At 57.5% G+C, this 13930-nt stretch carries 8 protein-coding genes; 5 read left to right on the forward strand and 3 right to left on the reverse strand.

What is annotated here, in order from left to right:
• Positions 1-18: 18 nt before the first annotated feature.
• From AS89_RS0102870 to AS89_RS0102885, 4 genes are all read left to right on the forward strand, one after another.
• Complete coding sequence (locus tag AS89_RS0102870; protein ID WP_010130816.1) at positions 19-2733, forward strand: PD-(D/E)XK nuclease family protein; 2715 nt, start codon at positions 19-21, stop codon at positions 2731-2733.
• On the forward strand, positions 2730-6245 hold the full coding sequence (locus tag AS89_RS0102875; RefSeq protein ID WP_010130817.1) for a UvrD-helicase domain-containing protein: 3516 nt from the start codon (positions 2730-2732) through the stop codon (positions 6243-6245). The genes AS89_RS0102870 and AS89_RS0102875 overlap by 4 nt, the downstream gene beginning before the upstream one ends.
• A gap of 317 nt (positions 6246-6562) precedes the next feature.
• Positions 6563-7636 carry a 3-deoxy-7-phosphoheptulonate synthase gene (locus tag AS89_RS0102880; RefSeq protein ID WP_010130818.1) on the forward strand — a complete coding sequence of 358 codons (1074 nt, stop codon included), beginning with the start codon at positions 6563-6565 and terminating at the stop codon, positions 7634-7636.
• A 214-nt stretch (positions 7637-7850) separates the two neighbouring features.
• A complete protein-coding gene (locus AS89_RS0102885; protein WP_237709619.1) occupies positions 7851-8216 on the forward strand; it encodes a DUF6632 domain-containing protein in 366 nt (121 codons plus the stop codon).
• 22 nt (positions 8217-8238) lie between these two features.
• On the opposite strand, the gene AS89_RS0102890 is transcribed toward AS89_RS0102885, so the two are convergent.
• Both AS89_RS0102890 and tmpT read right to left on the reverse strand, forming a co-directional pair.
• Positions 8239-9876, reverse strand: a complete 1638-nt coding sequence (locus AS89_RS0102890) for a sodium:solute symporter (protein WP_010130820.1) — start codon at positions 9874-9876, stop codon at positions 8239-8241.
• Between the two features lie 52 nt (positions 9877-9928).
• The gene (gene tmpT / locus AS89_RS0102895) at positions 9929-10561 is read right to left on the reverse strand and encodes a thiopurine S-methyltransferase (RefSeq protein WP_010130821.1); all 633 of its coding nucleotides are present in this window, start codon (positions 10559-10561) and stop codon (positions 9929-9931) included.
• Positions 10562-10648: 87 nt separating this feature from the next.
• Here tmpT and hrpB point away from each other — a divergent pair, with 87 nt between their 5' ends.
• On the forward strand, positions 10649-13192 hold the full coding sequence (gene hrpB / locus AS89_RS0102900; RefSeq protein ID WP_010130822.1) for an ATP-dependent helicase HrpB: 2544 nt from the start codon (positions 10649-10651) through the stop codon (positions 13190-13192).
• Positions 13193-13270: 78 nt separating this feature from the next.
• Here the strand turns inward: hrpB and nfuA are convergent, their stop codons facing one another.
• The gene (gene nfuA / locus AS89_RS0102905; protein ID WP_010130823.1) at positions 13271-13873 is read right to left on the reverse strand and encodes a Fe-S biogenesis protein NfuA; all 603 of its coding nucleotides are present in this window, start codon (positions 13871-13873) and stop codon (positions 13271-13273) included.
• Between the last annotated feature and the right edge of the window lie 57 nt (positions 13874-13930).

The following is a 13930-nucleotide window of genomic DNA, read 5'->3' on the forward strand; positions in this document are numbered from 1 at the left end:
TATTCAGCGTCAAACTTTATGCTGCAACCTGCATTTCCTTTCCGGCAGATCCTCAATGAATTGCCGGAGGGCGGACTCCTGCTCACCCCGACCAATCGACTACGCAATCGCTGTTTGCAAGTCTTCGGCGCATTCCAGCCAGCGACGACCAAAAACTGGACACCACCGGCGGTGGAATCGCTGCAGGGCTGGCTCGACAAACTCTGGTTTGAACTACAGCAAAAACAATGGCCGCCGGCTTTGCGCCGGGTGCTTAACCGTGAGCAATGCCAACTCTTATGGCAGGCCTCTATCGATAGCACGCTGGATAAGGGCCTAATTAACACGCAACAGCTGGCAGGCCACTGTGACGGCGCATTGGCGCAATTGTTTCAGTGGTGTCGAATCGAGCAATTGGAAAACGCACAGGAGGTGTTGCAGCCTCACTTTGAAAATACTGGCTTACAGGCCAGCGACTATCCGCTATTCGCGCTATTGCCCAGGTTCCAGCAAACGCTTGCGCAACACAACGGGATCACCCGGGACCAGCGCGACCTGCTCATTTTGCGCGCTTTTGAAGAGGGGCAGTTGGCGCGTCTCCCGCAGCTCTCCCTGGCGGGCTTTGTGCAATCCTCCCCACTCAATGAAAAGTTGTTTGCCGTGGCGGCCGAAAACGTTGTGCGGTTCGGCATCCCCGCAGCCACGGCAAGCTCCCTGCAAGTGAGTCGCTGCCATAACCTTGAAGAAGAACTTCAGCAAGCAGCACGCTGGGCCGCCACCAAGCTGGCGCAGAATCCTGAAGCAAGCATTGGTATCGTCGTCAACAACCTGGGCCAGTGTCGCGCCCAGGTGGAACAGGTGTTTGCGCGCGTACTGGAACCTCAGTGGTTCTCTCCTACCCAGCCCGCGTACACTCTCCCTTTCAACTTTTCCGCGGGCACGCCGCTGGCAAAGACACCGGTTGGCTCGGCCTCGCTCGAGCTGCTGGAGATGCTCACGGATTCGTTTGATTACAGCACCCTGCGCAATCTGCTGTTCAGTCCGTTTTGGGGAGATGAAGGAGCAGCCGAACAGCATTTGCGCAGCGCCCTGATGCGGCGGCTGCAGAAGCTGGAATTGCGTGAGATACCCGGACACCTGTTGCGCACCTGGGCGGAAAAGCTCGCCGAGGAGCTTGCCCCCGAAAGCGCGCTGCCCGGTCAACTTAACCAACTGGGCGACTGGGCACGGCGCTGGCAACGCGCCCCAGCGGAAGTCTGGGCGCAGCGCTTTTCAGAGCTACTACTGAGGCTCGGTTGGCCCGGCACACGTAACCCCAACAGCCAGGAATACCAGCAACTGGTACTGTGGGAGCAGGCACTGGAAGGCTTTGCCAATCTCAGCGAGTTTACTGGCGCACTGCCACTGCGCAAGGCACTGCAGCTGTTGCGACAGATTGCCAGCCGCAGTCCGTTCCAGGCAGAAACTCGTGACGGGCCACTGCAAATCCTCGGGGTACTGGAAGCCGGCGGCCTGGCGTTCGAGCATATGCGTCTCGTGGGATTCGGTCAGCAGCAGTGGCCGGCACCGCCATCGCCCAACCCGATGCTCCCCATCCTGTGGCAGAAAGACTGGAAAATGCCACGGGCGAGCGCCGAGCGTGAATTGGAACTTGCTCAACAGCTTACCCGGGACTTGCTAAACAGTAGCAGTGATGTCGTGGTTAGCTACGCCTTTGAAGAAGATGGTGTAGGCCAATCGCTCAGCGCACTGTTTGACAGCCCTGCGCCCGCAGGTTGGATGGATAGCGACCCACTCCAGGCTTTTCACGAATCACTGGAGGTCGCGACTGCGCTGGAGAAAACGCCGGACGCAGCACTCCCGCCGCTCTCTGCCACAGAATGCGCACAGGTCCGTGGTGGCGCCGGGGTGCTGAAGGCGCAGGCCCTGTGCCCACTTAACGCGCAACTCCGCTACCGACTTGGCGCCGACAGCTTTATGCAGCCGGGTCTCGGTTTGAGCCCCGCCGAACGCGGCAACCTCATTCATGAAATGCTCGCTGCTTTCTGGGAAAACTGTAAAACGTCTCGCCAGCTTGTCGAAATGACACCAGAGCAGCGCAAGCTCCAGATCAACACCAGTATTGACGCCGCCATTGGGCGGCTAAAAAGAAAACATCCGGAGCTGCCGCAGGCATTCTGGTCGCTGGAAAAAAGTCGCCTGGAAGACATTTTCGAACAGTGGCTGCCGCTGGAACTGGCGCGCCCACAATTTGAGGCTACGCAAATTGAGTCACAAACAACCGTGAATCTCGAGGGGTTGACCCTGACATTGCGTCTGGACCGGCTGGACGACCTCATCACCGCGGATCAGCAAGAACAGCTGGTAATCGACTACAAAACCGGCCAAACCAGTGTCAGCGACTGGCTGCAGGCGCGGGTGCGTGAGCCTCAATTACCGCTCTACGCCCTGTACCTGCCAAACGTAAAAGGCATTGCCTACGGTGAGGTAAAAAATGGTGATTGCAAATATCTTGGTACCGGTGAACTCACCCATTCCATCAAGGGCATAAAAGCGGTTGGTGACAGCCAGAAGAATCCCGAAGCAGAATTCAGCAACTGGGATCAGCTGACCCAGCACTGGCAACAGGCACTGGCAACACTCGCCACAGAGTACAAAACCGGGTATGCCGCGCTCCGCTTCGACCGCCCGGCGGACAACGAAAACCAGAAAAATTTGTGGCCGCTGAATCGCTGGCCGGAACGACAGTCATGAGCAGTACAACACCTGTAGATGCCCAGCAGCGCGCGCAAGCGCTCGATATCACCCAAAGCTATGCGGTCTCTGCCCCCGCCGGCTCCGGCAAAACCGGCTTGCTGACCCAGCGCCTGCTCAAATTGCTTGCCGCCTGCAAACAGCCGGAAGAAGTACTGGCGATTACCTTTACCCGCAAAGCAGCGGGTGAAATGCGCGAGCGCCTGCTCGATGCCTTGCTCGACGCACGGGACAATCCGGAGCCAGAAAACCCCCATGCAAGAATTACTTGGCAGCTAGCAAAGAATTTGTTGCTCCACGACCAGACACATCAATGGCACCTGCTTGAGAGCCCACAGCGCCTGCGCATCCAGACCATCGATGGACTGTGCCGAAACATCGCCAGCCAATTACCGGTCGACAGCGGCTTGGGCGCACCGGGCGAACCCCTGGAACAGCCCGCGATCGCCTATGAGAAGGCGATTGCCAATCTCCTCGCGAAACTGGAGCAAGAACCGCTGGATAGGGATCTCGGCGAACTGTTGCTGCATCTCGACAACAACCTCCCGGAAGTGACCGGGCTGCTGCAGACCCTGCTGGAAAAGCGGGAACAGTGGCTGGAACCGCTACTCGCGGTGCATCAGGAGGAAGCGGAAGACTACTTCACCTTCGTAATAAACGAGTTGATTGAAAGCCAGCTTGCTGCACTAAAAGCGGGCTTGGGGACCTACCTCGGCGAGCTGATTGAACTCGCGGACTACGCGGGCACTAATCTCAGCAAAGACAAACCCGAACATCCAATAAGCCAACTGGCGGGTATCGCAGGCGCACCGAGCTGTAACGCCGAGGGTCTGCCACAGTGGCTGGCGCTGGCTGAGCTACTTGTCACCGGTACCGGTACCTATCGCAAGTCGGTAAGCAAAACCATCGGCTTTCCCGCCGCCGATAAAAAGTCCCCAGATGCAGACAAGGCTAAGGAACAAAAGGCCCGAATCAGCGCCCTGCTCGGCTCCCTGTCTGGCGATGAGACGCTGCTGCAACTCATCGCCGAGGTACGCACGCTCCCCGGCGGTATGGACGACGGGCAGTGGCAGATTCTGCGCTCTATGGCCCGTATCTTGCCGCTGCTGGTCGCAGAACTGAAGCTCGTGTTCCAGCAGGTCGGCGGCACCGACTTTACCGAGGTCGCGCAGGCGGCGCTGGCGGCACTGGGCAGCAGTGACGATCCCAGTGAAGTCGCGCTCAAGCTAGACGTGCAGATTCAGCACATACTGGTGGATGAATTCCAGGACACATCCCAGTTACAACTGGAGTTGCTGCAAAAACTCACCGCCGGCTGGGAGCCGCAAGACGGGCGCAGCCTGTTTATCGTGGGTGACGGCATGCAATCCTGCTACGGCTTCCGCAATGCCAACGTGGGCATCTTTCTGGACGCGCGCAACGAAGGTATTGGTGAGCTGCCGCTGGTACCACTGAATCTACAGGTGAACTTTCGCTCCAGTACCGCTGTGGTGGACTGGGTAAACAGCACCTTCGCGCGTGCCTTCCCAAGCAAAGACAATATTAGCCGCGGTGCCGTGCGCTATCTGGAATCCGTGGCATTCAAGCCGCGCTCCTGGGAAGGTGAGCCCGTCACCTTTTATGGCTGCACTGACGATAACGAACGTTTACTGGAGGCAGAGAAGACTCTGCAGATCGTACAAGATCTGCAGGCGCAATCGCCCTCGGCAAGCATCGCCATTCTGGTGCGGAACAAAAAACATCTGCAACAGATCTTGCCGGAACTCACCCGTGCCGGTATTCCGTACCAGGCCCAGGATCTCTCGCCCTTAGCCAGTAAAATGGTCGTGCTGGACTTGCTCAGTCTGACACGCGCCTTGCAAGATCCATCGGACCGCATCAGCTGGTTAGCGGTACTGCGCGCCCCGTGGTGTGGCCTCACCCTGCCCGACCTGCATGCACTGGCCAACGTCACTGCCGAGACCACTGCCGAGACCAAAAGTCTCGATGACAACGCACCGCCTCGGGATCCACGTGATCCGAAAAACGCGCCCCTGCTAAGCGTATTGCTAGACACCCTGCTCAACGGCCAGGCTATCGCGGGGCTGAGCGAGGATGGCGCGCAGCGCTTGCAACGAGCTTTGCCGGTGATCCTCGAAGCGTGGCAGCAACGCTACCGCAAGCCGCTGCGGGTTTGGATCGAAGGCCTGTGGCTCGCCCTGGGCGGGCCCGCGAGTGTTGCAGACAAGCAGGAACTGAGTAACGCTGCGGACTTTTTTCAACTACTGGAAAAATACGACCAGGGTGGTCGCATCGGCGACTGGCCCGCGTTCGAACAAGCCCTGGAAAAGTTGTTCGCACGCCCTGCGCAACAGGCCACCGTGCAGGTGATGACGATCCACAAGTCCAAGGGCCTGGAATTTGACCATGTAATCATTCCCGGCCTGGATAAGTCCGGCGGGGCCGGCGGCAGCGACCAGCTGTTGCGCTGGTGCAGTTGGCTAAATGCTGAGGCAGATAACCGTTTTCTGCTCGCGCCTAAAAGCCCGCGCAGCGGCAAAGACCCGCTCTACGCCTACGTGAAACACGACAACAGCGAACGCGAGCGACTCGAGGGCACACGCCTGCTGTACGTGGGCTGTACGCGTGCGATCCACAGCTTGTACCTACTGGCCAACGTAAAGTCTTCCGATAAAAAAAATGAGGACTACAAAGCGCCCACCCCCGCATCGCTGCTCGCCAGTATCTGGCCCGCGCTTAGCGAACAAGCAGACAGCAATTGGTGTCACTGGCTTGAAAGCCCGGAGCCTGCGGCCGACACCGCGTCTACGGATCACAGCTATTTGCTGCAGCTTCCATTGAGTTGGCAGCCCCCTGCGTACCCACATGGAAACCTGCTGGCCAGTTACCGCCTCGCAAGCACACAAGTGGCACTCGCTGAGGAGGCGGAGGACCTGACAGCAGCGCGCAACCTGCCCGAACTTGGACAGGTACACCAGCGCTGGTTCCGGCATGCAGGCACCGTGGCTCACGAAACCCTGGCAACGCTCACCGAAGCACCGCAGCGCTTGCAGCAACCTGCATCCGAATTACTTAGCGAATTACGCCCCCTGTGGCAATTGCGTCTCGCTCAGGCCGGATTGAGTGGGCGCAGCCTAGAAAGTGCGGCGCAGAAAGTTGAACAGGCAATTACCCGCACACTCGATTGCGCAACCGGGCGCTGGTTGCTTGATGCAAGCCACCAACAGTCTGCCGCCGAATTGGAAATTCACTCCGGGGGCGGCCAGCTGCGCCGCAACATTATTGATCGCACCTTTGTCGACGCCGAAGGCAGCCGCTGGATCGTCGATTACAAGACCACGGAACCTGCCGCAGGGGAAGAGCAGTCAGGCTTTATTGCCGCCCAACTTGAGCAGTACCGGAGCCAGCTGGACCGCTACCGACGCCTGTTTTACCAGCGTGGCGAAACGACTGTCCGCTGCGCGCTGTACTTTCCCTTGCTGCAAACGCTGGCGGAGCTGCCGCCGGAATAAGACCAGAAAAGCTTGGCCAGGATCTGCGGCTGGACCGAGGGTATAACAATCGCGTCCACCTCAGCCTGCGCGCGCGGATAACGCGCACGCGCTATCCTAGCCAGGCGCCACCACCAAAAGCCCAGAGCAAACTCATCCCTCGCTACCCGCGCAAAGCTAGACAAATTTTGCGCGGGCAGAGGAATCCCGTGACAGGTAAAACTGTTTCAAATGAAACCCTAGCCCTACCCCCAGTCACTAGGTAGCATAACTGCCCCGCAGTACTTAGCTGTGGGCAAGGACGCGACCAAATTATCTAAATAAGTAGTGATTTAACCATGACCACGCAGCAGTTCGACGACCTTAACGTCGTCTCCCAGGACATCCTGATTACACCGGAAGCGCTGAAATCAGAACTGCCCGTTAGTGAGGCAGCTGAAGCTTCTGTGGCCGCCGGCCGTGCCGCCGTGCGCGACATTCTCGACCGCAAAGACCACCGCCTGATGGTTGTGATCGGCCCCTGTTCCGTTCACGACGTCGATGCGGCCATCGATTATGCCAAGCGCCTGAAGGCGCTGGCCGACAAGGTCTCTGACACCCTGCTGATCGTGATGCGTGTGTATTTTGAGAAGCCCCGTACCACCGTGGGCTGGAAAGGATTGATTAACGATCCGCACCTGGACGATTCGTTCAAGATTGAAGACGGCCTGCACATTGGCCGCAAGCTCCTGTTGGATGTTGCGGAGCTGGGCCTGCCAACCTCCACCGAGGCACTGGACCCGATCTCACCGCAGTACCTGCAGGATCTGATTTCCTGGTCTGCGATTGGTGCCCGCACCACCGAATCCCAGACACACCGCGAAATGGCCAGTGGTCTGTCTTCCGCAGTGGGCTTTAAAAACGGTACCGACGGCAGCCTGGAAGTGGCTATCAATGCGCTTCAGTCCACCGCCAATCCGCACCGTTTCCTGGGTATCAATAAAGAAGGTCAGGTCGCCATCATCCACACTGCCGGCAACAAGTACGGCCACGTGGTGCTCCGCGGTGGCAATGACAAGCCGAACTACGACTCCGTCAGCGTGGCGATGTGTGAGAAAGAACTCGAGGCAGCAGGCCTGGTGGCCAACATCATGGTGGACTGCAGCCACGCCAACTCCAACAAGAACCACGAATTGCAGCCGCTGGTGGTGGACAACGTGACGCATCAGATTCTGGATGGCAACAAGTCCATTATCGGTATCATGGTGGAAAGTAACCTGAAGGCGGGCAACCAGAAGATCAATAAAGATCGCAGCAAGATGGAATACGGTGTCTCCGTAACCGACAAGTGTATCGACTGGGAAACCACCGAATCCCTGCTGCTCGGTATGGCGGAGCAGCTGCGAAAACCACTTCAGGCCCGCAAAGGCTAAACAGTTTCACGCTTATTACAGGCCGGCTTTGCCGGCCTTTTTTTTAACCGCGCAATAGCGTTTCTCGTTTACCGCCTCCCACCTATCATCCTGCGCGCACATGTGTCAGTGCGTGCCCGACCATCCGCAGAATCCTATCTACACTACTTGGATAGCAAGCAAACCCACTGCGCGTATTAGGCAACAGGAACCGACAATGACTGACGCACAGAGAATGACATATCTGAAGATCGCCCTCGTCGTCCTGGGCATCTTCTTTATCTTTGGGATCTACATCATGATGATGTGGGTATGGCCATCCGGTTGGGGTTGGACGCCGCGACAGCCGGAGTACGAGCAGATGATTATGGGGCTCTACGCGACGCTCGGGATATTCCTGATCAGAGCTGCGAAAAATCCCATGGAGAACCTCAGCCTTATCTGGTTTACCATTTGGTCGAGTATTGTGCACGGTGCCATCATGCTGGTTCAGGCCCTAGTAGACGAGACCGAACGGGCAAACTTACTGGGCGATGTACCGGCCCTGTTCCTGGTTGCCGCGCTGCTCTGGTATCTCATGCCCAAGCGCCATTCACATTAGCGTGCCCTATTCCTCTATTGCTCTATTGCAACCAGCGAAATAGCAAAAACAGGCACAGAAACCACACAAGGAGCCAGGCACTGCGGCGATACCAATTCACCTTGGCCTCCGCGCGCAAGTGGTGACCTATTGCCTGTTCGTATAAATCCGGCCCACCTTTGGTTGCTGCCGCTTCACTTTTGCGCTTGTTGCTGTGTAGGAAAGAAGCCACAACTGCCGCAACAACCGTCACGAAAAAGCCAATCACATTCCACCACAGCCAGGAAATCTCCGGCATAGTCAGCCAACATATGCCATTTACTGCCACCCCGACTGACAGCCCGACAATGACCTGCGGTCCTGTCACACGCTGCACCAAAAAGCCCAGAATGAACACCGCCAGAATCGGCCCATTCGCCAGTGAGCCGACTTTGTTGATTGCCTCCAACACTGTAGGCGCGATATCGCCCACGTAAAACGCCATCACCAGCGTAACAACGCCCCAGATTGCGGTTATGCCCCGTGAATAAACCAGCTCTTTGCGTGCCGTCCAACGTCCATGGTGGAAGCGCCGCACGTAATCTTCCATGGTCGTAGCACTTAACGAGTTCAGCACCGAATCGAGGGACGACATGGCGGCAGCAAACAACGCCACCAGACTCAGCCCTACCAACCCAACGGGTAACGCGTTGATCATGTAGAGCGGTACGGCGAGATTGTATTGGGGCCCCTGCCCGGTCGCCGGTAATGCAGCGACGAATGCCGGGTGCTGCGCGGCATACACGCCGATCCCCACACCCACCAGGCAATACAGGAATACCAGCGGGAAACGCAGCAGGCCATTGATCAGCAGCGCATTATTGGTAGCATCAATATTGCGGGTACTGAGTTGCCTCTGCACCTGGCTCTGATCGCAACCGTAATAGGAGACATACAGAAAAAGCCCACCTAACAGCATTGGCCAAAACGCGAACGTCTCGCCATCTCCGAAACCGTGGTGCGCAAAGTCGAGCGTGGTTTTCCGTTCACTGTCGAAGGCCTGCCACATTGCGTCCGTCCCACCAGCGGCGGTCGTCAGCGAAACCAGCACCACCACCAGCATGATTGCGAGAATGAGTAACTGCAATACATCGGAATAGATAACGCCACGAATACCGCCCATCACGTCATACACCACCGTGAATGCACCAAGCAGCAACACAGACGCGAAAAAGCCTAACCCGGTAATCAAATCGATCACCAGGGCAATGCTGTAGACGGTAACGGCAGTGGCAAACGCGCGCACAAATAGAAACAGCCCGCTGAGTGTCAGGCGAGTGGCAAGATCAAAGCGCTGTTCGAGGTAGGCATAGACAGAGACGAGATTGAGGTGGCGAAACAGCGGCATCACGAACAGGATCAACACCACCATGGCCAGGGGCACTGCCAGTTCATACTGCAGCCACAACAGGCCACCGCCCGCGGTAAACGCAACAAAGGCCGGTGCACCGAGGATGCTGTTGGTAGAGCACTGGGTGGCCATGATCGACAAGCCTACCGGCCACGGCCCCAGGTTGCGCCCCGCGACATAGTAATCTTCCCGACTGCTCTGGCGCCGCGACAGCCAGTACGCCATGGCCAGCAGGCCAATGCAGTAACCGGCAATAATCCCCCAATCAATCCCTGATATATGCTGCGTCATTGCTGTGTAATTTAGTTGTGTACTTTCCTTATGTGCTTTGTACGGTTCCCTGCTAGCTCAGTAGCCAGACGACCTCGCGTGCCGGCACCTTACCCTTCAAACCGCCCTCAATTTCGGCAGAACCCAGTTGCGCCGTCATGTAGGCCTTGTCGTAAAGTCGGTGAACCTCGGCAGCATCCACACAAAATGGCGGTCCGGGTAATTTATTCTGGTCGTAATCAATGGCTAGCAACAGCTGATTGGCGCCGCATGTGAGCCCAATCAGGTGGGCAGCGTATGCGGTGCGCATTGCCTCTGGTAGCGCCACCAGCGCAGCGCGATCGTATACCGCATCGATGGGGCCCAGCGCATCGCGCGTGAGTTCGAAAATATCGCCAACAAAGACCTCAAGCTGCCCACCGCGGTAGTGCTTTGCGTTACCTACGTTGCTAACTTGTGGCTCAATCCCAAGCTGTGCAAACAGCTGCTGAATGGCCAATTCACTCAACTCAGCGCCGACGACTCGAAAGCCGTTTTGCAATAACCAGGCAATGTCCAGGGTTTTCCCGCACAGCGGTAGAAACACCCTGGCACGGGCCGCAAGCCCAAGCGCATCCAGGTGCGTCACCAGTAACGGATGCGCGTCCGGGTTATGGAAGCCGATTTCGTTTTTGTGCCACTTATCCAGCCAAAATTTGTGTTCCATATGCCCCGTTCTCGCTGATATTCCGCCTTTGGCCCCAATGGCTCGCACCTAGCTGCACGGTGCCTTTTGCCCGGTATAATACCAGCTATGTTTGAGTTACCCATCCGCGAGGTGTTGCCCCAGTTGCGCGACACCCTTAATCAAAAAAACAACGTTGTGCTGCAGGCGCCTCCGGGCGCCGGCAAGACCACCACGGTACCACTGGCGCTGCTGGACAGCCCGTGGCTTGAGGGCCGCAGAATTATCATGCTGGAACCTCGGCGACTGGCAGCCCGGTCCACTGCCGCCCGCATGGCGGAACTGCTCGGCGAACCCGTGGGTAAAACCGTGGGCTATCAAATTCGTGCAGAGCGCAAATACGGCCGTGATACGCGTATTCTCGTGGTGACCGAGGGGATTCTCACCCGCTTGCTGCAATCCGACCCCGAGCTCACCGAAACCGCACTGGTCATTTTCGACGAATTCCATGAACGCAATCTGCAGGGTGACCTGGCACTGGCCCTGTGCCTGCAATCACAGGAAGTTTTGCGTGAAGATTTGAAGCTGCTGGTTATGTCGGCAACGCTGGATACGCAAGCCATTGCCGGCCTACTGGACAATGCTCCGGTAATTACCAGCGAAGGCCGCGCCTTCCCAGTCGATATAGACTACCTCCCCCACCAGCAGGTGCCGGAAAACCCCCGCCAATTGCCAACAACCGTGGCACGCAAAGTGAACGAGCTGCTGGCGCAGCAAGATGGCAGCGTGCTTGTGTTTCTCCCGGGGGTCGGCGAGATACGTCAGGTAGAAAGTTCACTTCGGGAGTCTCTCGGTAATCAACCAGACGTTGTAATCGCGCCGCTCTATGGCGACCTTAAAAAAGAGCAGCAGGACGCGGCCATTGCGCCCTGCCCCGAAGGCAGGCGCAAAATTGTGCTCGCCACCAATGTTGCCGAGACCTCTCTCACCATCGAAGGTATCCGTGTTGTGGTGGATGCGGGACTTATGCGGGAGTCGCGCTTCGATCCCAATACCGGCATGAATCGACTGGTAACCACACAAATATCCCAGGCCTCCGCTACCCAGCGCACCGGCCGTGCCGGACGGCTCAGCGAAGGGTATTGCCTGCGCTTGTGGAGCGAATCCACACAACGGGGCATGGCGAAAAAGAACAGCCCGGAAATACTGTTAAGTGACCTGGCCCCGGTGATGCTCGAGCTGGCCCAGTGGGGGGTGAGCGAGCCAAGTGAACTGCGCTGGTTGGACCTGCCACCACCGGGACTCACGGCACAGGCGCAAGAACTGCTGATCGAGCTGGGGGCGCTCGACACCCAGCTGCGGATCACCCCGCACGGGCAGCAAATACTGCAGTTCGGCACCCACCCCCGACTGGCGCATATGATGTTGCGCAGCGTGGAACTGGGTCTGCAAGAGCCCGCTACCCAACTCGCGGCACTCTTATCGGAGCGCGATATCTTCCGCGGGGACCAGCGCTGGGACAGAGACATCCACAAGCGCATGGAAGTATTGCTCGGGCGCACCAAGAACAGCCGTGCGGACTTCGCTTCGATGCAACGCATCCGCAAACAGGCTAAGACCTGGCGCGCCCAACTGACGGGGAGTGATGCCACGTCGGCGGCAATGCTGGACGCCCGCGACGCTACCGGTGTTTTATTGGGCCTCGCCTATCCCGACAGAATTGCAAAAAATCGACACGACCGCGAACGGCGCTTTCTGCTATCGAACGGGCGCGGCGCCCACTTCTCCCATGACGACGATTTGACCCAGGAAGCATTTCTCGTCGTCGCGGATCTTGATGGCCAGGGTCGCGACGCGCGCATTCAACTGGCCGCGCGCATTGAGCGAGAACTTCTCCACGAGTACTTTTCTGAGCTTATTGAGCAGCGAGAGGCTGTGCGCTGGGATAATAGTGCTGGCCGCGCTATCGCCAGCAAGCAGACCCTGCTTGGCAAGCTGATACTGGATGAAAAACCCGCACAGGATATTTCTCCCGAACTGATCAGCCGCGCGTTGCTCGATGCCATTCGCCAGGGCGGTTTGCGGCTGCTGCCGTGGACGAAAGAATCTGAGAATCTGCTGGAGCGCGTGCGCTTTCTTTACCGTGAGCGGGAGCAATTTACTGACTTGCTGGATGGGCTGGCATTGCCCGAATGGAGCGAAACCACCCTGCTTGAATCCCTTGAGTCGTGGCTGCTCCCGCACCTGAATGGCTTCAGTAAACTGGACCAGTTGAAGCAGCTGGACCTCAAAAGCATTCTGCTCGCACAGCTGGAGTGGTCCACCCAGCAACAACTCGATACGCTGGCACCGAGCCACATTCAGGTGCCCAGTGGATCACGTATCGCCATTGACTATGGAGAGTCGCCCCCCGTACTACCGGTTAGACTTCAAGAGATGTTTGGTCTCGGGCAAACCCCAGCGATTGTTAACGGCCGCTACCCACTGATGATTCACCTGCTGTCCCCGGCACGACGCCCGGTGCAAGTCACTCGCGATCTGGCGAGCTTCTGGGAAAATACCTACCAGGAAGTGAAAAAGGAATTACGCATCAAATATCAGAAACATTTCTGGCCGGATGACCCAACCACCGCACAAGCGACCAGTAAAACCAAAAAGCGGATGAATAGTTAGAACCCAGGCTAAATATTTCAGACACAAAAAAACGCGGCTTGAGCCGCGTTTTTTGAGTGTTTACAGGATTAAGCAGGATCAGTAGTAAGCCTGCGACTTGTCCGAGTGGTCGGTAATATCCTTCACACCCGCAAGCTCAGGCACCTTTTCTTTCAGGGTTTTCTCGACACCCTCTTTCAGGGTCATGTCGACCATGCCGCAGCCCTGGCAACCGCCACCAAACTTCAGTACCGCAAACATGTCTTCGGTAACTTCCACCAGGCTCACCTGACCGCCGTGGGAGGCCAGGCCAGGGTTTACCTCGCTGTACAGCACGTAGTTGATACGATCTTCGATCGGGCTGTCATCGGTAACCTTGGGCATGCGGGAATTGGGGGCACGAATGGTCAGCTGCCCCCCCATTTTGTCCGCCGAGTAATCAACACGGGCTTCATCTAGATACGGCACGCTGCGGCCTTCAAAGAACGCTTTGAAGCCATCCAGCTGCATTTCCAGGTCGCCCTCTTTTTCTTCACCGGGGCGACTGTAGGCAATACAGGTTTCCGCGTTTGGTGTACCCGGGTTGGAGACAAACATACGGATAGCGATACCTTCACAGTCCTGCTTGGCCAGGAGGTCCCGCAGATACTCCTGGGCGGACTCGGTGATGGTGACGTTCAATTCTGACGACTGTTCTGACATAGACCTTCTCAAATCTCAGGGCTTGCAATGGCCGGCACGGAATAACCGAGCTCTATG

This window comes from Microbulbifer agarilyticus S89, from assembly GCF_000220505.1.
Classification (GTDB): Bacteria; Pseudomonadota; Gammaproteobacteria; order Pseudomonadales; family Cellvibrionaceae; genus Microbulbifer; species Microbulbifer agarilyticus_B.

Bases quoted from the DNA above. Each gene is read 5' to 3' on its own strand.
- AS89_RS0102870 (WP_010130816.1), top strand. From the start codon at position 19: ATGCTGCAACCTGCATTTCCTTTCCGGCAGATCCTCAATGAATTGCCG.
- AS89_RS0102875 (WP_010130817.1), top strand. From the start codon at position 2,730: ATGAGCAGTACAACACCTGTAGATGCCCAGCAGCGCGCGCAAGCGCTC.
- AS89_RS0102880 (WP_010130818.1), top strand. From the start codon at position 6,563: ATGACCACGCAGCAGTTCGACGACCTTAACGTCGTCTCCCAGGACATC.
- AS89_RS0102885 (WP_237709619.1), top strand. From the start codon at position 7,851: ATGACATATCTGAAGATCGCCCTCGTCGTCCTGGGCATCTTCTTTATC.
- AS89_RS0102890 (WP_010130820.1), bottom strand. From the start codon at position 9,876: ATGACGCAGCATATATCAGGGATTGATTGGGGGATTATTGCCGGTTAC.
- tmpT (WP_010130821.1), bottom strand. From the start codon at position 10,561: ATGGAACACAAATTTTGGCTGGATAAGTGGCACAAAAACGAAATCGGC.
- hrpB (WP_010130822.1), top strand. From the start codon at position 10,649: ATGTTTGAGTTACCCATCCGCGAGGTGTTGCCCCAGTTGCGCGACACC.
- nfuA (WP_010130823.1), bottom strand. From the start codon at position 13,873: ATGTCAGAACAGTCGTCAGAATTGAACGTCACCATCACCGAGTCCGCC.